Below are 20,721 nucleotides of genomic sequence, written 5' to 3' on the forward strand. Positions count from 1 at the left end.
CTGCGCAAAAAAGGGACGGGCCGCTGTCAAATCAATGACAACGGCCCTAACTGATCGGATCTCAGGATCGGGTCTCACCCCCTCGAACACCACTTAAAACGGTACAGACTTACAAAACTTTCGACTTATTTGAGACCGAGCCGACTTCACAACCGGTATGCAAGCGTTATGCCTGACTCATCAGGCGACGGCAGTGAAGTAGTTCACATTGCGTGAATTTTTTTAGTTTCGCCAATCGAAGAATCCGACGCCCGCCTGTGTAAGCAGGGTTTTAGCAACTGTGCGGCCCATGTCGACGCCGTCTTCAATCGATCCTACAACGTCTTCGGTGATCGCCTCAGACCCATCCGGGCGCAATACCTCGCCCTTCAGGTGAAGCTGACCCCCATTGATCTCAGCCAGACCCGCGATTGGCGTTTCGCAGGAGCCGTCCAACGCGGCCAGCAATGCGCGTTCGGCGGCCAAACGCTGCCCTGTTTCAATGTGGTGAATCGCTTCCAGCATACCCGCAGAACGGGAATCGTCGCTACGGCGTTCGATGCCAATGGTGCCCTGTGCGATGGCGGGCAGCATGTCCTCGGGTGCAATGGCGGTGGCGGGGACGTCTTCCATGTTCAGGCGGCGGATGCCGGCCATGGCCAGAAAGGTACAATCGGCCACGCCGTCCGCCAGTTTCTTCAGCCGCGTCTGCACGTTGCCTCGGAATTCCACTACGTTCAGGTCAGGCCGACGATTCAACAGCTGCGCCCGGCGGCGCAGGGATGAGGTGCCGACGGTGGCACCCCGCGGCAGGTCGTGAATTGATTTCAGGCTGGGCGAGATGAACGCGTCGCGCACATCTTCACGCGGCAGGAAGGTGTCCAGCACCAGACCTGCGGGCTGCTCCACCGGCATATCTTTGGTGGAATGCACCGCGATGTCTATATCGCCGCGCAGCATCGCCTCTTCGATCTCCTTGGTGAACAGGCCCTTGTTGCCGATTTCTTTCAGAGGGCGGTCTGCGTCGATCATGGCGCGGTTGTCGCCGGTGGTCTTGATGACCACGATCTCGAACGCCTCTTCGGGCAGATCGAACGCCGCTGCCAGCCGCTGCCGGGTTTCATAGGCTTGCGCCAGCGCCAGAGGCGATCCTCGGGAGCCGATCTTTAAAGGTTGGGCGGGGGAGGGCAGGGTCAATGTCATGGCCTCAGCTTTAATCGCGTCACATTGCCCTGACAATGGGGGCAGAGCTTGACAAATTGCCACTGAGGGCCGACCCGTGGCGCAAACCAGATGATTGGGGGCAAAGATGGCCGAGACAAAGAAGATACTGCGCGCATTGGCAGGTGAAGTGCAGGATGTGCCGCCGATCTGGATGATGCGCCAGGCCGGGCGGTATCTGCCCGAATATCGCGCGACGCGGGCGCAGGCGGGGGATTTCCTGTCGTTGTGCTATAACCCCGAGCTGGCGGCCGAAGTCACATTGCAGCCGATCCGTCGCTATGGGTTCGACGCGGCGATCCTGTTTGCCGATATCTTGTTGGTGCCGCAGGCGCTGGGTGCGGATTTGTGGTTTGTCACCGGTGAAGGCCCGCGCCTGTCGACCATAACCCAACAGGCCGAGTTTGACGCGTTGAAGCCCGTGGATGCGATTCACGAGACTTTATCGCCGGTCTATGAAACCGTGCGAATCCTATCGCGGGAATTGCCGTCCGAGACGACTCTGATCGGTTTCGCGGGCGCGCCCTGGACGGTGGCCACCTATATGATCGCCGGGCGCGGCACGCCGGATCAGGGCCCGGCCCATGCGCTGCGCGAGGGCAATGTGGCGTTGTTCGAGGCCCTGCTGGATCGGATTACGCTGGCGACGATCGAATATCTGTCGGCCCAGATCGAGGCCGGAGCCGAGGTGGTCAAGATCTTTGACAGCTGGGCCGGGTCCCTGAAGGGCGAGGCATTCCAGAAATATGCGGTCGAGCCGTGCCGTGTGATCACTCAGGCCATCAAAGAACGTCATCCCGGAATTCCGGTCATCGGTTTCCCGCGCGAGGCCGGAGAGGGCTATGTTGGGTTTGCCAAGGCGACTGGTGTGGATTGTGTGGCGCTGGACAATTCGGTCGCGCCGGATTGGGCGGCGGCCGATGTGCAGGTGGATGGTTGTGTGCAGGGCAATTTGGCCTCGTCCCATATGGTGACGGGCGGTCAGGCTTTGGTGGATGAGACGCGGAAGATCGTTGAGGCATTTTCCAAGGGGCCGCACATTTTCAATCTGGGTCATGGGATCACGCCGGATGCGGATCCTGAGAATGTGCAGCTGATGATTGACACGGTGCGCGCGCGTTAAGCTGGGTGGAAGGGGGCCAGCCCCTTCTTGGCCTGCGGCCAATTCATCCCCCGAGATGTTTTTGGCCAGATGAAGGGCGGATCAGTCTTTGGTGTCGAGGTCGGCGAGAATCTCGGCCCGGTGTTCATCGCGATTTGGGCTGGGTTTTGGTTGCCAGTCATGGGTAGAGTATCGTGGGGCGGCGTGGGCTTGCAGGGTGCCGTTCTGAGTTGTCCAAGTTTGGCGGCTTTGGTTCATTGGGTGGTCAAGTGCCTGTTCGGGGCTGAGGACCGGCGCGACGCAGGCGTCTGAGCCGTGGAACAGGTGTGCCCAGTGGTCGCGCGGTTGTTGGGCGAAAATCGCTTTAAGGCGTTTGGTGAGCGTGGGCCAGCGCGTGATGTCATACTGCTGTTCAAAGTCCGGGTCTTCTGACAGGCCGAGTAGCTGCAGGAATGTGGCGTAGAATTTGGGTTCCAGGCATTGCACCGTGATGAAGCCGCCGTCGGCGCAGCTGTAGGTGCGGCTCCAATGGGGGCCGTCGAGAAGGCTTTGACCTCTGATTTCATCAAGATTTTCGGTTTGCCGCAGGCTCATCAGCAGGTTCATCATATGGGCCGAGCCGTCGTAGATGGCGGCATCGACGACGGTGCCTTCCCCTGTCTTTTGAGCATGTAGCAGGCCGGCCAGGAGGCCCGCCACCAGATACATGGCACCACCGCCGATGTCGCCCACCAGAGTCGCGGGAGTTTGTGGCGGCTGACCTGCTTGCGACGCGTACCAGAGCGCGCCGGACAGCGCGATGTAGTTCAGGTCATGCCCCGCGGTGTTGGCCAGCGGGCTGTTCTGGCCCCAACCAGTCATGCGGCCATAGACCAGTTTGGGGTTCAGGGCGTGGCAAGGAGCCGGGCCGAGGCCCAGCTTTTCCATGACACCTGGGCGGAATCCTTCGATAAGTGCATCTCCAGAAGCGATCAGGCGTTGGGTGATGTCCAGATCGTCTGAGTCTTTCAGATCCAACGCAATCGACCGTTTGCCGCGATCCAGCACCGATTGCTCGGGCATTCCAGGTGTTCCTGCCCCTCCCTTGCGGTGGATGGTGATCACATCTGCGCCCATATCTGCCAGCAACATGGCGGCGAAGGGCGCGGGGCCCAGCCCTTCGAATTCGATGATCCGAAAACCGTTCAGCATTTTGCCGCTCCTATAAGTATCGCCGCAGGTTTTCGGGAATGCCGGTGAATTGCAAGCCCGAGCTGGGTTCGGCAAAATCCGCGTAACGGCCGGTGCGGAATGGGTCTGTTCTGCGCTCGCCCACCGGGGTAGGGTCGCCGTCAGGACAGGGAAACAGCATGACCACCATTCTTTCGATCAGGGATTTGCGAAAATCCTATGCTGACGGGTTTGAAGCGCTTAAGGGCGTGACTTTGGACATTCGGCAGGGTGAGATTCTGGCCTTGCTGGGTCCGAATGGCGCGGGCAAAACAACTCTGATTTCAACCATCTGCGGAATTACCACGCCGAGCTCGGGTACAGTTACGGTCGGAGGGCATGACATCCAGTCCGACTTTCGCGCTGCGCGCCGGATGATCGGCCTTGTCCCGCAGGAGATCGCGCTGGAGCCATTCGAAAAAGTCTGGAACACGGTACGTTTGTCGCGTGGGCTGTTTGGCTTGGGCCGAGATGACGCGCGGATCGAAGAGATCCTGCGCAAGCTGTCCCTGTGGGACAAGCGCCGCAACGCCATCAAAGAGCTGTCGGGCGGGATGAAGCGCAGGGTGCTGATCGCAAAAGCGTTGGCGCATGAGCCGCGCGTGCTGTTTCTGGATGAACCCACCGCCGGTGTTGATGTCGAATTGCGCAAGGATATGTGGGAGATCGTGGCCGAACTGAAACAGGCCGGCGTCACGATCATTCTGACCACTCATTACATCGAAGAGGCCGAAGCAATTGCCGACCGCGTTGGTGTCATCGACAAAGGCGAATTGCTGCTGGTTCAGGACAAGAACACTCTGATGGCGCAAATGGGCAAGAAGCAGATCGAAGTCATGTTGACCGATCCCATCGCGTCGATCCCCGACAGTCTTGCAGCGCATAACCTGACGCTGAATGGCAATGGCGATGCCCTGATCTATACCTACGATACCCATGCCGACCGCACCGGCATCACCACGTTGCTGAACGATGTGGCGCAAGCCGGGCTCATTCTGCGCGACGTGCAGACCCGCCAGTCGAGCCTGGAAGAAATATTTGTCAATCTGGTGTCGGGAGAGCCCGCATGAACTGGTCCGCAATCGCTGCTATTTACCGGTTCGAAATGGCCCGGTTCTTCCGGACGCTGGCACAGAGCTTTTTGTCTCCGGTTCTGTCGACCTCTTTGTATTTCGTCGTCTTCGGTACTGCGATCGGCAGTCGTATCCAAGAAGTTGAGGGCGTATCCTATGGCGCGTTCATCGTGCCGGGTTTGATCATGCTGTCGGTGGTGACGTTGTCGATATCGAACGCGTCTTTCGGGATTTATTTCCCCAAATTCCTTGGCACGATCTACGAGCTGCTCTCGGCCCCTGTGAACTTTATCGAGATCGTGGTCGGCTATGTGGGGGCGGCGGCGACCAAGGCGCTTTTTGTAGGGGTGGTGATCCTGATCACGGCGACGTTTTTTGTGGATTTACGGATCGAACATCCGCTGGCAATGGTGGCGTTTCTGGTGCTGACTTGCCTCAGTTTCTCACTGCTTGGATTCATAATTGGCATCTGGGCAGGCAACTTCGAGCAGATGTCGCTGGTGCCGCAACTGGTGGTAACGCCGTTGATCTTTTTGGGGGGCACATTCTATTCGATCTCGATGCTGCCGCCGGTTTGGCAAACGATCACATTGTTCAATCCGGTAGTCTATCTGATTTCAGGTTTCAGATGGTCGTTTTATGGGCTGGCTGATGTGCCGATAGGCTTCAGCCTGCTGGCAATCGTGGTCTTTACAGGCATTTGCCTTGGCATCATCTGGTGGATTTTCAAAACCGGCTGGCGCATTCGCAGCTAGGGTGCGTTTGGCGTTGCATTTTTGCCCATCAACTCCGGGAAATGTGATCCGGCTGCATCTAACGTTCAAACGGTCCCTTGTTTAGCACAATGGCGCACTCTACATCGGCTCCCATGAAACTCAGCCTGCCCTTTGTCAAAAAGCAGCCATGCGTGGCCATTGTGCGTCTGTCCGGAGCCATCGGAATGGCCGGCCGAGGGTCGATGTCCGACACATCGCTGGCCCCGGTTCTTGAGAAAGCCTTTCGCAAAGGCAAACCCGCCGCCGTCGCGCTCGAGGTCAACTCGCCCGGTGGCTCACCGGTGCAAAGTTCTTTGATCGGTGCGCGTATTCGGCGGTTATCTGAGAAATTAAACGTTCCTGTCATAGCATTTGTCGAAGACGTCGCCGCCTCGGGCGGGTATTGGCTGGCAGCTGCAGCTGATGAGATTTATGCCGACGACAGTTCGGTTCTGGGGTCCATCGGAGTGATCTCATCCGGCTTTGGTGCGCATGTACTTTTGAAACGTCAGGGGATCGAGCGGCGCGTGCATACGGCCGGAGAGTCGAAATCAATGCTCGACCCGTTCTCGCCCGAAAAGAAAGAGGACGTTGCCCGGCTAGAGCGCCTTTTGGGTGATATTCACGAAAATTTCATCGCCCATGTCAAAACCCGACGTGATGGAAAACTGGATGAGAGTCAGGACCTCTTCACCGGCGAGATTTGGCTGGCGCGTCGCGCGCAGGAATTGGGATTGATCGACGGGATTGCTCATCTGAAACCCAAGATGCAAGAGCGGTTCGGCGACAAGGTAAAATTCCGGCGCTATGGGTTGCGGAAACCTTTGTGGTCCCGGTTCGGTGCTTCTTTGGCACAAGATGCGATTGCAGGGCTTGAGGAACGCGCGGCCTATGCGCGTTTTGGGTTGTGACGTGATTATCAAGATTGTCACCCTCTTCCTGATCGCCATGGGCGTGTTGGCCATGTTTGGTAAGCTGCGTTTTCCCGGACAGAAAAGGTTGCAATCGGCACGGTGTCCGCGCTGCGGGCGGTTCAGGATCGGTAAAGGCCCCTGCGCCTGCAAAAAAGGAGGCCGTACATGACGGCATGGCTGTTATCCGGCCTCGGATTGCTGATCCTGTTGCTGGCAGGGGATGCGCTTGTGCGTGGTGCGGTAAACCTGAGCCTGCGTCTGGGCGTACCTGCGTTGATCGTCAGTCTGACGATTGTGGCCTTTGGCACTTCGGCGCCTGAATTGTTGATCGCTATCAGTGCGATCAAGGAAAACGCGCCGGGTATTGCGCTCGGGAACGTGGTCGGGTCGAACACGGCCAACATCCTGCTGGTACTGGGCCTTCCAGCGTTGCTTGCCACTTTGCACACAAGCGAATGCGACAGCCGCAAGAACTATGTCTTCATGATCATGGCCACAGTGTTGTTTATTGGGTTGGCTTTCTTGGGCGAATTCAATCTGGTCAGCGGAGGTATCCTGCTGGCTGCACTGGCTCTGGTCCTTTGGAATGCCTTCCGCGAGGCCCATGCCCATCGGAAAGCCTGTGGTGAGGCTTGCAACGATGGCGAAGAACTGGATGGTCTCGAAGAGGCCGACCCGGATATGCCGTACTGGAAGGTCGCGATCTATCTGCTGCTGGGTCTGATCGGATTGCCGATGGGCGCGCATCTGCTGGTCGAAAACGCAACCGTGATCGCGCGCACCTATGGGATCAGTGAAACGATTATCGGTCTGACTTTGGTGGCGGTCGGTACGTCTCTGCCCGAATTGGCCACGACTGTTATGGCGGCGTTGCGGCGTCAGGCAGACGTTGCGCTAGGTAACGTGATCGGGTCAAACATGTTCAACCTGTTGGCCATTGTCGGTATCGCGACATTGGTCGGACGAATTCCGGTTGATCCCGAGTTCCTGCAATTCGATCTGTGGGTCATGCTGGGCGCATCATTGCTGCTGATCCCGTTCGTGTTTTTCAAGAAAGATATCACGCGAGTGTGGGGCTTGCTGTTGACCCTGCTCTATGCGGTCTACATCGTCACATTGCTGGCGTAATGTGACGGAGAGTCCCCGATGACCCGAGCCCTTGTAACCGGAGCAGGTATTCGCCTTGGCCGGGCCATGGCCCTGTATCTGGCGCAGCGTGGATATGATGTAGCTGTCCACTATGCTTCGTCCGAACAACCGGCGTCGGATGTCGTGGCCGAGATACGATCAATGGGTCGCAATGCTGTTGCCCTACAAACCGACCTGCTGGACGAGGCGCAGGTGAACGCCCTGTTGCCCCGCGCAGCCGAGGCACTGGGTGGGTCGATCACCTGTCTGGTCAACAACGCCTCGATCTTTGAATACGACAATATCCAAACGGCCACGCGGCAAAGCTGGGACCGGCATCTCGAAAGTAACCTGCGCGCGCCTTTTGTGCTGACTCAGGCGATGGCTGAACAAGGGTTGCAGCCCGACACCGATGCGGCAGGCGAACCGGTCGCAACCGGTCTTATCGTCAATATGGTCGACATGCGGGTACGCAAGCTGACCCCCGAGTTCATGTCCTACACAATCGCCAAGATGGGCCTGTGGGCGCTGACCCGCACTGCTGCGCAAGCGTTGACCCCGGCGATCCGCGTCAACGCAATCGGTCCCGGTCCCACGATGCAGGGGCACCGCCAAAGCGTCGATCACTTCAATGCGCAACGGCGGAGCACGGTATTGGAGCGCGGCGCGAACCCTTCAGACATCACTGCCGCGCTGGGGTATTTTCTGGATGCACAGGCGGTCACAGGGCAGCTTTTATGTGTGGATGGCGGGCAGCATCTTGGCTGGCAAACTCCGGATGTTTTGGGCGTTGAATAGGTAATTCTCAGATAAGTTTTGCACCGCTCTCATTTCCGTTACCAACACGTTACAAAAATGTATTGTTTTTCATGCACTTGTCTCGTTTGAGAAAAAATAACGTTGAAAAACAGTTGGTTAGGTTATTGCCTAATTTTTGTGCAAACCAAGGAATCCTTAATGAATTAAGGGAAAATCGCGATACCCGGAAACTTATCTTCATACTTATCCACAGAAACCGTGGATTTGTTTTCTCTTGATCTGAGGCGCTCAAGATTGCAGCCATGGTCAGGGAATCATATTTCAGACACATGACCGTCCAGAACGAATCGAACTCCGAAACCCAAAGCGTTGGATACGAATGTATACAGCGATATGTGAAAACGCTGGACAGCTCTCCGGGCGTTTACCGGATGTTGGATGCCGACAGTCGGGTTCTTTATGTCGGCAAGGCGCGAAACCTGAAGGCGCGGGTGTCGAACTATACGCGGCCTGGACATTCGGGGCGGATCGAGAAGATGATCGCCGCGACGGCTTCGATGATGTTTCTGACCACGCGGACCGAGACCGAGGCGCTGCTGCTGGAGCAGAACCTGATCAAGCAGCTCAAGCCTAAGTACAATGTGCTGCTGCGCGACGATAAGAGTTTTCCGAACATTCTGGTGTCAAAGGATCATGGGTTTCCGCAGATCAAGAAACATCGCGGGGCGAAGAAAGAAAAGGGCGCCTATTTTGGCCCCTTCGCCAGTGCGGGGGCCGTGAACCGCACGCTGAACCAGCTTCAAAAGGCGTTCCTGCTGCGCAACTGCTCGGATTCTATGTTCGACAGCCGCACGCGGCCCTGTCTGCTGTATCAGATCAAGCGCTGTTCTGGGCCGTGTGTTGGGTTGATCTCGGAAAGCGACTACGGCGAAAGCGTCAAGGATGCAGAACGTTTCCTGTCGGGCCGGTCGACCAAGGTGCAGGAAGAACTGGCCGAACAGATGATGGCCGCGTCCGAGGCGATGGAGTTCGAACGCGCCGCCAGCCTGCGCGACCGAATCCGGGCGCTGACGCAGGTGCAGACAAGCCAGGGCATCAACCCGCGCGGCGTGGCCGAGGCGGATGTGATCGGCCTCTATATGGATAGTGGGCAAGCCTGTGTGCAGGTGTTCTTTATCCGGGCCAACCAGAACTGGGGCAACAAGGACTTTTACCCTCGGGTCGGGGCGGATGTGTCGCCGGCCGAGGTGATGGAGGCTTTCCTTGGTCAGTTCTACGACAACAAGGAGCCGCCGCGTCAGTTGATCCTGTCGGACGGGGTCGAGAACGCTGATCTGATGCAGGACGCGCTGTCGGAAAAGGCCGGTCGCAAGGTCGAAATCCTTGTGCCGCAGCGCGGTGAGAAACAAGAACTGGTCGCCGGGGCCCTGCGCAACGCGCGTGAGTCGCTGGCCCGTCGCATGTCGGAAAGCGCCACGCAAGCCAAGCTGTTGCGTGGCGTGGCCGAGGCGTTTGATCTGGACACGCCACCCGAGCGGATTGAGGTTTACGATAACAGCCATATCCAAGGCACCAACGCGGTGGGTGGGATGATCGTAGCGGGCCCCGAGGGGTTCATGAAAAACGCCTATCGCAAGTTCAACATCCGGGGCGATGACCTGACGCCGGGCGACGACTTTGGCATGATGAAAGAGGTCCTGACCCGCCGTTTCACTCGTCTGTTGAAAGAAGACCCAGACCGGGACAAGGGCCATTGGCCCGACCTGCTTTTGATCGACGGCGGCGCTGGGCAGGTCAGCGCGGTGCATGAGATCATGGTCGAACACGGTGTCGAAGACATCCCGATGGTCGGCGTCGCCAAAGGTGTGGATCGCGACCACGGCAAAGAGGAATTCCACCGCATCGGCCAACGCGCCTTTGCGCTGAAACGTAACGATCCGGTGCTGTATTTCATTCAACGCCTGCGGGATGAGGCGCACCGCTTCGCCATCGGCACCCATCGCGCCAAACGGGCCAAGGCGGTGGGGGCGACACCTCTGGACGAAATCCCCGGCGTAGGGTCGGCGCGCAAACGCGCCCTGTTGACCCATTTCGGCAGCGCCAAAGCGGTTAGCCGGGCCAATCTGGCGGATCTCAGGGCGGTGGACGGGATTTCAGCCGGGTTGGCGCAGAAGGTCTATGATTTCTTCCACGACAAGGGCTAGGCTCGCCGCCCGCGCCACAGGATATACAGCCCCGAGGCCACGATCAGCGCCGACCCGATCCACATGGTCTGGTCCAGCCGCTCACCAAACATGACCACGCCCAACCCGATCCCGAACAGCAGCCGGGAATAGCGGAAAGGCGTGACGGATGAGACCTCACCCGTGCGCATCGCCTTCATCAGCGCGGCATAGGCCATGACGCCCATGATGACTGCGCCGGTCATATGCAGGCTGACTTGCGGGCTTAAGGGCTGCATCGGTGTGCCCTCCCAGAACCGATAGGCCAGACCGGCGATTATGATGCAAAGGAACCCGTAGAACCCCAGCACCTCGGTCCCCAGTGACGCGGGCGCGGCGCGGCTGGCCAGATCGCGCCCGGCAAAGCCCAGCATCCCCAGAACCGCAAGGATGGACAGGGCCGAGAAGCTGTCCCCGGTCGGTTGGATGATGATCACGACGCCGACAAGGCCGATCAGAATGGCGCTCCACCGGCGCCAGCCGACGGTTTCGCCAAAAACCAGTGCGGCCCCGGCGACGACGACCAAGGGCGTAGCCTGCAGGATCACCGTGGCCGATGACAGCGGAGTAAGCGCGATGGCCAGCACATAGAACAACCGCCCCAGGATTTCGAATACCGCACGCACCTTCATCGGGCGCGACAGTACATCGGCTTGAAACAGCCGTGTGCCGCGCAGCAGGGCCACCACGGCATAGATCACCGCGCCGCCTGCGCCGAACAGAACCAGCACCTGCCAGATCGGAATCGCCGCCGAGGCCGCTTTGATCAGCGCATCCTCAAGCGCGAACAGTGCCATTGCGGCGATCATCCATGCGCTGCCGATCAGGTTCGATCGGGGGTCGGTTTGAATGTGACGGGTCATGTATCGCTCTGTCTGGGCCAGCCGCCAATCTGACCGCAAAGCCCGCGCGCGCCAAGCCGTGTGATCGGGGTTGCGACCCTTTGACCCCGAAGGCCACAACTGCCTGTGATCGGGTCAGATTTTCAATGGCCCATCTTTTATGTCCTGAACCGGCGATGTAGAGTTTTCTTCATGAAGTGGAACTTGCCCAATATCTTGACCGTGCTGCGCCTTCTGGCCGCCCCCGGTCTGGCCGTGATGTTTTTGTATTTCACCCGGCCCTATGCCGACTGGTTTGCCCTGATCCTGTTCATGTCAGCGGCGATCACCGACTGGTTCGACGGGTATCTGGCCCGTGCTTGGAAACAGGAAACCAAGATCGGAGCGATGCTGGACCCTATTGCTGACAAGGCGATGGTGGTGATCGCGTTGATGATCCTTGTGGGCTATTCGACCGAGCATTGGACGCCTTGGCTGGTGCTGCCCGCCACCGTGATTCTGTTCCGCGAGGTGTTTGTTTCGGGGTTGCGGGAATATCTGGGCGATGTGGCGGGAACTTTGAAAGTGACCAAGCTGGCCAAATGGAAGACCACAGCACAGATGTTTGCCATTGCGGTTTTGTTTTCACAGGGAATTTTTGAACACTACTTTGTCATGGCCACGTTTGGCATGGACCCTGCGACCATTGATCAGGTTCTCATTGGACAGCTTGAGGACGTAAGCCACGTCCGCTGGCATCTGGAAGGTATGTTCTGGTCGGGCCGGGTCGGTCTGTGGCTGCTGTGGATCGCGGCGACGCTGACGTTGATCACCGGCTATGACTACCTACGTAAAGCCATGCCCCATCTGAAGGAGAGCTAAGCGATGGATGTGCTGTATTTCGCATGGGTGCGTGAACGCATCGGTCTTCCCAAGGAAAAGGTCGAAACACAAGCCGCAACCGTATCCGAGCTGGTCGCGGAACTGACCGCGCGCGAAGATCGCTATGCCGCCGCTTTTGCCGACCTGTCGGCGCTGCGCGTGGCGCTGGATCAGGAACTGTCGGACTTTGACGCCCCCCTGTCGGGCGTGCGCGAAGTTGCGTTCTTTCCGCCCATGACAGGTGGCTAAGATGCGGATCGTCGTACAAGAAGCCCCTTTCGACATGGGCGCCGAGGCCAACGCCTTTGCTGCCGGGGATGAGGCCGCAAATGGGGCCATCGTAACCTTCACTGGTGTTGTGCGCGATTTGGCCACAAGCGATCTGGACGTGATGGAGATCGAGCACTATCCCGGCATGACCGAGCGCGCCCTGACCAAGATCGCCGAAGAAGCACAGTCGCGATGGTCGCTGGGCGATGTGCTGGTGATTCACCGCCACGGGCGGCTGGCTCCGGGGGATCGGATTATGATGGTGGCCACAGCCTCGCGCCACCGCAAAGATGCGTTCGAGGCGGCAGAATACCTGATGGATTACCTGAAATCCCGCGCGCCATTCTGGAAGAAAGAGATCACCAAAGCAGGCGCCGACTGGGTCGCCGCCAAGGACGAGGACGAGGACGCGCTCACGCGCTGGTGACTTAATCCGCGTTGTTGATGCGCCCGCGCAGCTCTTCGGCCTCTTGCCGTGCGGCGCGCAACCCATCCATTGCGGCGGACAGCTCGGCCTCGGTTTGCGTCAGCTGGTTGGTAAGTTCGGCCTCGCGCTGCTGCAGATAGGTGATGGCCTGATCGCGGGTTTCCTCGGCCTCATGCAACTCCTGGCTCATGCGGTCCAGATCGGCTACGTCGCTTTGGCGCACGCGGGACAGGCGATGGGCCAGCCAGTTGGCGAACCACCCCATACAAAACGCTGCAAACAAAATGACGGCGGTGGCGATGATGAATTCTAGTCTGTTCAACTTACTGGTCCCCTGCGCCGGTTTCTTCGGCGTCTGTTTGTGCGTCTTCTGACGGCTGTGTGTCCTGTTCCAGCGCTTCCAGACCCGTCTCGGAATTGGCGACGGGTTCAGGGCGGATCAGGCGAAATTCAATCCGACGGTTTTCCTCGCGACCTTCCTCGGAGCCATTGTCGGCGATAGGTTGCGTTTCGCCGTATCCCACTGCAGTGTAGCTTGCGGTGGGAACGCGCCGTCCGCGCAGCTCGTTTAGGATGGACTGTGCCCGTGACTGGCTAAGCTGCTGATTCATCTCTTCCCGGCCCTGACTGTCGGTGTGGCCCTGGATCTCCATCCGGATTGGGCCGCATTCGCGCAGAATGTCGGCGATCTGGTTCACAGTATCACGCGAATCCGCCGCCACCGTGGCCGAGCCAGGTTCGAAGGCGATCTTGCTGGACGTCTGAACTTCGGCAATGCGGTCTTCGCATTGCTCGGGGTCTGGCAGTGCGTCTTCGGGTTCCGGAGGTTTCTGGTAGGTGATCGAAAGTGTGTATTCCTGCGCTTCGCCTAGCTTGTCGGACAAAAGGCCAGCGATGCGCGCTCTGGTGTCGGGTTCATGGCTGACGCCGATCAGCATGACATCGTCCGGCGTCACAGTCAAAGCACCTTTGTGCAGTAATGACAGCGCCTCAAGCCCGGCCAGGACGCGCACGGCCCAGTCGGTGGGCAGGTCAGGCACAACGCGAGTTGCGGTATAAACCTGTTCCGAGCCAAACGCCGCGCGGGCATAGCTGTCGACCATGTCCCTAAGGGTTTCATCACCCAAGCGTCCGCGCATTTGGACCAGCCCTTCGGGGCTGCGCGTGGCGGAAAACTCGGACGGGCCTGTGGGTTCGTCGGTTTCAGGCTCGGGCAGGACGGCGTGAAGGGCGAAGACCTCGGGCAACGCATTCTCAAGCTCGCCGACCACGCGGTCGAACGTGGCGGCGTTCGTACCCATCTCGGCGACCAGCGTGATGTCGGCGTCAGACATGGTCACAGATCCCAAACCGATCTGAGCCAACGCTTTGATGCTGAGCGTTGCGGCCTCGGACCAGCGGGGTGATGGAACGCCCAACCCGATCGTACAGGTGTAGGGTCCGGTCAGCCCTGCCGCTTCGGCGGTGGCAATGATGGCGTTTCGGGAATCCTGATCAGGCGCCGAACACGCGTCGAAATGACCGCCTTCGGCATCGACAATGTAGCGCAGCGTAAACGGCGTGATCACCGGCCGCGGGGCCGTGATCGACAATCCGATCCTAAGGCTGGGTGGCGCAGCACGCGTCAAATCCTGTTCAAGCCGTTCCTTTTCCTGCTGGCTGTCGGCGATAGCGGTAATCCTCACCAACCCCGGACTGGCCGAAATCTTGGCGCGTGGAAGCCGAACAAGGGCTTCGATCGCGTAGGTTAGTGCCTCATCCCAGCCTTTGGGCTTAGGATAGTCGGCGGTCTCAAGAAGGTCCGATACATTGTCCCCGTCCAGCCGATGCAAACGCTCCATCAATGCCTCGCGGTCCTGGCTGAGCGGGACCAGACCTATTACCGAAATACCGCTGTCATTGCGCAGAATTTCGGCTGAAAACTTGGGTGGTGCCAGTTGGGTTGTTGGAGCGACTTCCATCTCGTCAATAACGCGCGAGGTGTCGACTTCGGTGCCGGCAGCGGTCAGGGCGCTGAAACGCGCGGCTTCGTCAGCAGCGGTGCCAGTCAGTATGACGCGCAAGCCGTCAGATTCGACCTCGGCCCAGTCATGGCCTTTCAGATCAAGCGCGCGGCGCACCGCGAATTCCGATGCCTCTTCGACCTTGGTGACCGAGTAACTGGCGGCCAGCAGAGACAGCCCGGCAGAAACCAGGAAGATAAAGGCAACAGCTAGGAGATAAGGCAGGCGCATGTGCAGACAGAAGACTCCTCGGGTGATTGAGCCGGACTCTTACAGAGGCCCGGCCCGAGGTGCAATCAGACCAGCAAGGCCACGCAAAGGAAGATCAGCGGAATAAGGCCGGTGTCGCGATTTGCGCGGAACAACTGCAGCAGTTTGGCGTTGTCCTCGGTGTCCAGTCCGCGCAATTGCCACGCCATGTGCCACCCCATCGCCCAAGGCCCGGCCAGCGCAACAAAAAGCGCCATGATCGAGGCCTGAGTCGTTGCCGCGTCGATGATCGCCAGCCCCATCAACGACACGGTCGCAACGAGGAAGTATTTCAGCCATCTGGCTGTATCCGAACCAAACAGGCGTGCAGTGGATTTGATGCCGATCAACTCGTCATCTTCGGCGTCCTGATGGGCATAGATCGTGTCGTAGAACAGCGTCCAGGCGATTCCGGCCAGATAGAGCGTGATCGCGGGCACCCCGACCGTTCCGGTATGCGCTGCCCAGGCCAGCAGAATGCCCCAGTTGAACGCCAGTCCCAAAAACACCTGGGGCCACCATGTAAAGCGTTTTGCGAACGGATATATTGTCACCGGCAACAGCGAGAGGACGCCCATCGCGATCGCAGCTTGATTGAAGGTCAGCAGAATACCCAACGCCAACAGGCATTGCAGCCCCATCCAGACAACCGCTTGTCGTACCGTGACCTGACCTGATGGGATCGGACGCGACCGAGTACGCTCGACCTTAGCATCGAACTCGCGATCAGTGATGTCGTTCCACGTGCAGCCCGCGCCGCGCATCAGAAAAGCGCCGATTGCGCAGCCAACGGCGATCCAAAGGTCTTCCCATCGCGGGGTGCCATCGCTGAGGATGGCCAGCGCAAGACCCCACCAGCAGGGAATCAGCAACAGCCATGTACCGATGGGCCGGTCTGCGCGGCTTAGGCGTAGATAGGGGCGGGTGAAGGCGGGCGCATGGGTGTCGACCCAGTTGCCGCTTACGGCATCAGCGACCTGACCGTCTGGTGTTGGGGCATTGCCTTGCATATTAAGGTCTCATGAGTGCAAAGATCAGACTGTATGTAGAGCACCCTTTGGGTCCGGGGCAATCGGTTCCTTTGACGCGTGATCAGGCCCACTACCTGTTTGGCGTCATGCGGCTGGCCGTGGGCGGGCAGGTGGCTCTGTTTAACGGCCAGGATGGCGAGTGGCTTGCCGACGTGGCCGAGGCGGGCAAGCGTGGCGGCGTGCTGTCCTGCGCCCGCCAGACCAAACCATTGCAAATGCCGCCCGATCTGTGGTTCCTGTTTGCGCCGATCAAAAAGGCGCGCACCGATTTCATTGTCGAAAAAGCAGCCGAGATGGGGGCTACGCGTATCCTGCCCGTGCAGACTGAATTCACTAATTCCGAGCGTATCCGCCAAGACCGCCTTCAGGCGCATGCCGTTGAGGCGGCTGAGCAATGCGGCGGAACTTACGTGCCCGAGGTTTCCGATCTGCAGCGGCTTGATCGCGTGCTGGATGCGTGGCCAGAAGACCGACAACTGATGTTCTGCGACGAGGCAGAAGTTGGGTCGGCCCTGCGATTGGCAGCCAATGAAACGGGCCAGCCCTGGGCCATTCTCATCGGGCCCGAGGGTGGGTTTTCGGATCGCGAACGGGCCCGCTTGTCTGGTCTTCCCTACGCACACGTGGTCAGCCTTGGGCCACGTATTCTGCGCGCGGATACAGCAGCGGTGGCGGCACTGACCATGTGGCAGCTGGCACTGGGGGATTGGTCATGAGCTGGCAACAGGCCCAACAAGAGGACGTGCCGCGCATCACCCGGTTTTTGTCCGACCACATTCAGACCTCGATGTTTCCTCTGGCCAATCTGCGGGATTTTGGTTTGAGGGGCACGGACCCTCGTGCTTTGAACGTCTGGACTTTGGGTGACGGCCCGCGCGCGGTCTTCGCGATCACGAATGAGGGCATGGTCCTGACCCAGTGCCCGGACTGTTCTGATGACGAGCTTATGGCCGCGATTGACCTGATCCGGGGGCGCCCCTTGTTCGGCATCGCCGCCGAGGCGGCTCAGGCGCGGCGTATCATGCAGATGGCGGGATGGGCCGGCAGACCCGCGACGCTCAACAGTGATGAACCGGGCTTTACGCTGGACCTGACACAGCTTGTCGTGCCGGACACGACGGGCGCTATGCTGGAACCCTTAAGCGGGTTTTACGGGGACATTGCCGAAGGCTGGCGGACCGACTATTTGATCGAGGCGATGGATTTCGATCCCGCCCGCGCACGCAAACAGGCGCGTAAGGACTTTGTCGCTTATACCCAGCGTAACTCACATCGAATATTGCTGATCGACGGGCAGCCCGTGGCCATGACCGGGTTCAACGCACGCTTGCCTGACGTTGTCCAGATCGGAGGGGTCTATACCCCGCCCGAACTGCGTGGGCGGGGGTATGCCCGCTTGGCGGTTGGGTTGCATCTGCTTGAGGCAAACGCCAGTGGTGTGTCCCGTGCCGTTCTGTTTGCGGCTTCTGATTCCGCAGCGCGTGCCTATATGGCTATTGGATTCAAACCGGCAGGGCAGTTTTCACTGATCCTGTTCAAAAACCCAAAGGACCCGGCATGAGCTTTATCCGACCCGAAGCCAAACTGGCCCTGTGGCGCTGGCGCGAAGTGTTGGCTGCCGTGGCCGTCCTGCTAGTTGGCCTTAGCTGGATCAGCGGCCCCGGCGGATTGCTGGGCTGGATGGGCTGGGTATTGGTCGTTGTCTCTATGGCTTTGACTGTGATCGGTGTACAACGCGCGCGGTTTCGCACTGGCGCGGGTGGTCCCGGAGTTGTCACCATCGACGAAGGGCAGATTACCTATCTGGGCCCGCTGGACGGCGGCATGGTCGCCGCACGCGAGATCGAACGGCTGGCGCTAGACCCGACCTCGAACCCGGCGCATTGGGTGCTGTCTCAGCCGGGTCAGCCAACGCTTCACATTCCCGTGAATGCCGAAGGTGCAGAGGCGCTGTTTGATGTGTTCTCGAACCTGCCGGGGCTGAAAACCGAGCAAATGCTGGCCGAACTGAACGGCGGTGCAGTGCATCCCGTGGTGATCTGGGAAAAGCGCCCGATGCGCCCGGCGCATCTGCGGCTGCATTGACACTGGCGGCATTTCCCCCCACGACTGACCCAAAGACAGACACATCAGGATCGGAGAGCGGTTCATGTCCATCCCCCAGTCCGGCGGCGGGCCGATCGAACGCCACGAACAGCTAGCGGAATATCTGGAATCGGGCTGCAAGCCCAAAGCCGATTGGCGCATCGGGACCGAGCATGAAAAGTTCGGCTATTGCAAGGACACGCTGAAACCGCTGCCGTTCGAGGGCAAGCGTTCCATTGTTGCGGTGCTTGAGGGTCTGCGCGACCGCCATGGCTGGGCCGAAGTGCGCGAGGGCGACAACCTGATCGGTCTGGAAAAGGACGGCGCGAATGTCAGCCTGGAACCCGGCGGTGCCCTGGAACTATCGGGTGCTCCGCTGGAGACGATCCACGAGACCTGCGATGAGGTGAACACCCACCTGCGCGAGGTGAAGGATATCGCCGATGAGATCGGCGTGGGCTTCATCGGTCTGGGTGCGGCTCCGATCTGGACCCATGACGAGATGCCGTTGATGCCCAAGGGTCGCTATCGGCTGATGAACGACTACATGGAAAAGGTCGGCACCATGGGCCGCGCCATGATGCGGCGCACCTGTACTGTTCAGGTCAATATCGACTTTGGGTCCGAGGCCGACATGGTCCAGAAACTACGTGTCGCGCTGGCCCTGCAGCCGGTGGCGACGGCGCTGTTTGCCAATTCGCCGTTCTTCGAAGGCAAGCCCAACGGCCAGAAAAGCTGGCGCAGCCATATCTGGCGGCATCTGGATGATGCGCGGACGGGCATGTTGCCGTTTGTGTTCGAAGAGGGCTTTGGGTTCGAACGCTATGTCCAATACGCGCTCGATGTGCCGATGTATTTCGTCTATCGCGACGGGCAGTATATCAACGCGCTGGGCATGTCCTTCCGCGACTTCCTGCAGGGCAAACTGCCCGCGCTGCCCGGTGAAACCCCGACGCTGTCTGATTGGGCCGACCACCTGACCACCGCTTTCCCCGAGGCCCGCATCAAGAAATATATGGAGATGCGCGGCGCCGATGGCGGCCCGTGGCGCCGCCTGTGCGCGCTGCCTGCCTTTTGGGTGGGCCTTACCTATGATCAGGGCGCGCTCGATGCGGCGTGGGATCTGGTCAAAGGCTGGGACGCGGACACCCGCGAGGAACTGCGCGTTCAGGCTGCCTTTCAGGGTCTTCAGGCGCAGGTTGGCGGCATCAACATGCACGATTTGGCGCGCGAAGTCGTGGCGATCTCTGAGGCTGGTCTGAAATCCCGCGCATTCCCCGGTGCGGGCGGTCTGGTGCCGGACGAGACGCATTTCCTGAACGCGCTAAAAGAAAGCATCGACACAGGGAAAGTCCCCGCCGATGAGTTGCTGGATCACTACAATGGCGACTGGAATGGCGATCTGACCCGGATTTATCCCGAATACAGCTATTGATCAGCACCGTCCCGCTTGCATTCGCGGGGCGGGGCCGATAGCAGGTTGGCGACCAAATTCAGAGGGCGTCATGGACGATCTTAAGGCAAAATATCTGGGCCAAATCGCCGAAGCGGGCGACGAGAGCGCGCTTGAGGCGATCCGTGTCGCCGCCGTGGGCAAAAAAGGCGAGGTCGCGCTGAAGATGCGCGAGCTGGGCAAAATGACCCCCGAGGAACGCCAGGTTGCAGGCCCCGCGCTGAACGCTCTGAAGGATGAGATTAACTCGGCGCTGGCCGCCAAAAAATCCGCGCTAGCCGATGCCGCGCTGGATGAACGTCTGCGCACCGAATGGCTGGACGTTACCTTGCCGACCCGTTCGCGCCGTCAGGGCTCGATCCACCCGATCAGCCAGGCGACCGAGGAACTGACCGCGATCTTCGCCGAACTGGGCTTCTCGGTGGCTGAAGGGCCCCGGATCGAGGACGACTGGTATAATTTCGACGCCCTGAACATCCCCGGCCACCACCCCGCGCGGGCCGAGATGGACACGTTCTACATGCACCGCGCCGAAGGTGACGACCGTCCGCCGCATGTGCTGCGTACCCATACGTCTCCGGTACAGATCCGCTCGATGGAGAAACAGGGCGCGCCGATCCGCGTGATCTGTCCGGGCGGTGTGTATCGCGCCGACTATGACCAGACCCACACGCCGATGTTCCATCAGGTCGAAGGACTGGCCATCGACAAGGACATCTCGATGGCGAACCTGAAATGGGTTCTGGAAGAGTTCGTGAAAGCCTTCTTCGAGGTCGACGACGTCGAGCTGCGCTTCCGCGCCTCGCACTTCCCCTTCACCGAGCCCTCGGCCGAGGTCGATATCCGCTGTTCTTGGGATAACGGCCAGCTGAAGATCGGCGAGGGCGACGACTGGATGGAGATTCTGGGTTCCGGCATGGTCCACCCGAAGGTGATCGCCGCCGGTGGCATCGACCCCGAGGTGTATCAGGGTTTCGCGTTCGGGATCGGCATCGACCGTCTGGCGATGCTGAAATACGGCATTCCGGATTTGCGGGCGTTCTTTGATAGCGATCTGCGTTGGTTGCGCCACTATGGGTTCGCGGCGCTGGATATGCCGAACCTGCATGGTGGCTTGTCGCGGTGAGCTCAACTAGCA

Annotated in this window: 22 protein-coding genes; 15 read left to right on the forward strand and 7 right to left on the reverse strand. The window is 59.6% G+C overall.

Going from position 1 to position 20,721, the window contains the following annotated elements; genetic code table 11:
• Positions 1-222 precede the first annotated feature (222 nt).
• A complete protein-coding gene (gene hemC, locus AC2FF7_RS00790) occupies positions 223-1,182 on the reverse strand; it encodes a hydroxymethylbilane synthase (RefSeq protein ID WP_496905053.1) in 960 nt (319 codons plus the stop codon).
• Between the two features lie 106 nt (positions 1,183-1,288).
• Here hemC and hemE point away from each other — a divergent pair, with 106 nt between their 5' ends.
• Positions 1,289-2,323, forward strand: coding sequence for a uroporphyrinogen decarboxylase (gene hemE / locus AC2FF7_RS00795; protein ID WP_496905054.1), 1,035 nt, complete (start codon positions 1,289-1,291; stop codon positions 2,321-2,323).
• Positions 2,324-2,404: 81 nt separating this feature from the next.
• Here the strand turns inward: hemE and AC2FF7_RS00800 are convergent, their stop codons facing one another.
• Positions 2,405-3,493, reverse strand: a complete 1,089-nt coding sequence (locus AC2FF7_RS00800; protein WP_496905055.1) for a CaiB/BaiF CoA transferase family protein — start codon at positions 3,491-3,493, stop codon at positions 2,405-2,407.
• 10 nt (positions 3,494-3,503) lie between these two features.
• A complete protein-coding gene (locus AC2FF7_RS00805) occupies positions 3,504-3,653 on the reverse strand; it encodes a hypothetical protein (protein WP_480866735.1) in 150 nt (49 codons plus the stop codon).
• Between AC2FF7_RS00805 and AC2FF7_RS00810 the strand changes: the two genes are divergently transcribed.
• From AC2FF7_RS00810 to uvrC, 6 genes are all read left to right on the forward strand, one after another.
• Entirely contained in the window at positions 3,652-4,581 is a 930-nt protein-coding gene (locus AC2FF7_RS00810) for an ABC transporter ATP-binding protein (protein ID WP_170353628.1), read from the forward strand. The two genes, AC2FF7_RS00805 and AC2FF7_RS00810, sit on opposite strands and share 2 nt — an antisense overlap.
• Positions 4,578-5,339 (forward strand): ABC transporter permease, encoded by a 762-nt coding sequence (locus tag AC2FF7_RS00815; RefSeq protein WP_480866737.1) that lies wholly within the window; start codon positions 4,578-4,580, stop codon positions 5,337-5,339. Before AC2FF7_RS00810 ends, AC2FF7_RS00815 begins: the two co-directional genes overlap by 4 nt.
• 113 nt (positions 5,340-5,452) lie before the next feature.
• Positions 5,453-6,250: a S49 family peptidase gene (locus AC2FF7_RS00820; RefSeq protein ID WP_496905056.1), complete on the forward strand. Its 798-nt coding sequence runs from the start codon at positions 5,453-5,455 to the stop codon at positions 6,248-6,250.
• A 168-nt stretch (positions 6,251-6,418) separates the two neighbouring features.
• On the forward strand, positions 6,419-7,381 hold the full coding sequence (locus AC2FF7_RS00825) for a calcium/sodium antiporter (RefSeq protein WP_480866738.1): 963 nt from the start codon (positions 6,419-6,421) through the stop codon (positions 7,379-7,381).
• Between the two features lie 18 nt (positions 7,382-7,399).
• A complete protein-coding gene (locus tag AC2FF7_RS00830; protein ID WP_496850235.1) occupies positions 7,400-8,179 on the forward strand; it encodes an SDR family oxidoreductase in 780 nt (259 codons plus the stop codon).
• 290 nt (positions 8,180-8,469) lie between these two features.
• Positions 8,470-10,344 carry an excinuclease ABC subunit UvrC gene (gene uvrC / locus AC2FF7_RS00835; RefSeq protein ID WP_480866742.1) on the forward strand — a complete coding sequence of 625 codons (1,875 nt, stop codon included), beginning with the start codon at positions 8,470-8,472 and terminating at the stop codon, positions 10,342-10,344.
• On the opposite strand, the gene AC2FF7_RS00840 is transcribed toward uvrC, so the two are convergent.
• Positions 10,341-11,225, reverse strand: coding sequence for a DMT family transporter (locus tag AC2FF7_RS00840; protein ID WP_170751948.1), 885 nt, complete (start codon positions 11,223-11,225; stop codon positions 10,341-10,343). The two genes, uvrC and AC2FF7_RS00840, sit on opposite strands and share 4 nt — an antisense overlap.
• A 171-nt stretch (positions 11,226-11,396) precedes the next feature.
• Between AC2FF7_RS00840 and pgsA the strand changes: the two genes are divergently transcribed.
• Genes pgsA through AC2FF7_RS00855 form a run of 3 tightly spaced genes read left to right on the forward strand, consistent with a single transcriptional unit; the run spans position 11,397 to position 12,762 of the window.
• Positions 11,397-12,065, forward strand: coding sequence for a CDP-diacylglycerol--glycerol-3-phosphate 3-phosphatidyltransferase (gene pgsA / locus AC2FF7_RS00845; RefSeq protein ID WP_496905057.1), 669 nt, complete (start codon positions 11,397-11,399; stop codon positions 12,063-12,065).
• Between the two features lie 3 nt (positions 12,066-12,068).
• Positions 12,069-12,314, forward strand: coding sequence for a molybdopterin converting factor subunit 1 (gene moaD / locus AC2FF7_RS00850; RefSeq protein ID WP_170353620.1), 246 nt, complete (start codon positions 12,069-12,071; stop codon positions 12,312-12,314).
• Position 12,315: 1 nt separating this feature from the next.
• Complete coding sequence (locus AC2FF7_RS00855) at positions 12,316-12,762, forward strand: molybdenum cofactor biosynthesis protein MoaE (protein WP_480866745.1); 447 nt, start codon at positions 12,316-12,318, stop codon at positions 12,760-12,762.
• A 1-nt stretch (position 12,763) separates the two neighbouring features.
• On the opposite strand, the gene AC2FF7_RS00860 is transcribed toward AC2FF7_RS00855, so the two are convergent.
• The 3 genes from AC2FF7_RS00860 to ubiA form a co-directional block, all read right to left on the reverse strand.
• The gene (locus AC2FF7_RS00860; protein ID WP_170353618.1) at positions 12,764-13,084 is read right to left on the reverse strand and encodes a hypothetical protein; all 321 of its coding nucleotides are present in this window, start codon (positions 13,082-13,084) and stop codon (positions 12,764-12,766) included.
• Position 13,085: 1 nt separating this feature from the next.
• Positions 13,086-14,996, reverse strand: coding sequence for an OmpA family protein (locus tag AC2FF7_RS00865; protein ID WP_496905058.1), 1,911 nt, complete (start codon positions 14,994-14,996; stop codon positions 13,086-13,088).
• Positions 14,997-15,061: 65 nt separating this feature from the next.
• Positions 15,062-16,024: a 4-hydroxybenzoate octaprenyltransferase gene (ubiA, locus tag AC2FF7_RS00870; RefSeq protein ID WP_480866749.1), complete on the reverse strand. Its 963-nt coding sequence runs from the start codon at positions 16,022-16,024 to the stop codon at positions 15,062-15,064.
• An 11-nt stretch (positions 16,025-16,035) separates the two neighbouring features.
• Here ubiA and AC2FF7_RS00875 point away from each other — a divergent pair, with 11 nt between their 5' ends.
• From AC2FF7_RS00875 to pheS, 5 genes are all read left to right on the forward strand, one after another.
• The gene (locus tag AC2FF7_RS00875; protein ID WP_480866751.1) at positions 16,036-16,761 is read left to right on the forward strand and encodes a 16S rRNA (uracil(1498)-N(3))-methyltransferase; all 726 of its coding nucleotides are present in this window, start codon (positions 16,036-16,038) and stop codon (positions 16,759-16,761) included.
• Positions 16,758-17,606 carry a GNAT family N-acetyltransferase gene (locus AC2FF7_RS00880; protein ID WP_480866753.1) on the forward strand — a complete coding sequence of 283 codons (849 nt, stop codon included), beginning with the start codon at positions 16,758-16,760 and terminating at the stop codon, positions 17,604-17,606. The genes AC2FF7_RS00875 and AC2FF7_RS00880 overlap by 4 nt, the downstream gene beginning before the upstream one ends.
• A complete protein-coding gene (locus AC2FF7_RS00885) occupies positions 17,603-18,130 on the forward strand; it encodes a hypothetical protein (RefSeq protein ID WP_480866754.1) in 528 nt (175 codons plus the stop codon). Before AC2FF7_RS00880 ends, AC2FF7_RS00885 begins: the two co-directional genes overlap by 4 nt.
• A 64-nt stretch (positions 18,131-18,194) precedes the next feature.
• Positions 18,195-19,565 carry a glutamate--cysteine ligase gene (locus tag AC2FF7_RS00890; protein ID WP_480866756.1) on the forward strand — a complete coding sequence of 457 codons (1,371 nt, stop codon included), beginning with the start codon at positions 18,195-18,197 and terminating at the stop codon, positions 19,563-19,565.
• A 70-nt stretch (positions 19,566-19,635) separates the two neighbouring features.
• Positions 19,636-20,709 carry a phenylalanine--tRNA ligase subunit alpha gene (pheS, locus tag AC2FF7_RS00895; protein ID WP_480866758.1) on the forward strand — a complete coding sequence of 358 codons (1,074 nt, stop codon included), beginning with the start codon at positions 19,636-19,638 and terminating at the stop codon, positions 20,707-20,709.
• Positions 20,710-20,721 lie beyond the last annotated feature (12 nt).

This window comes from Ruegeria sp. YTSC325 (genome assembly GCF_059609525.1).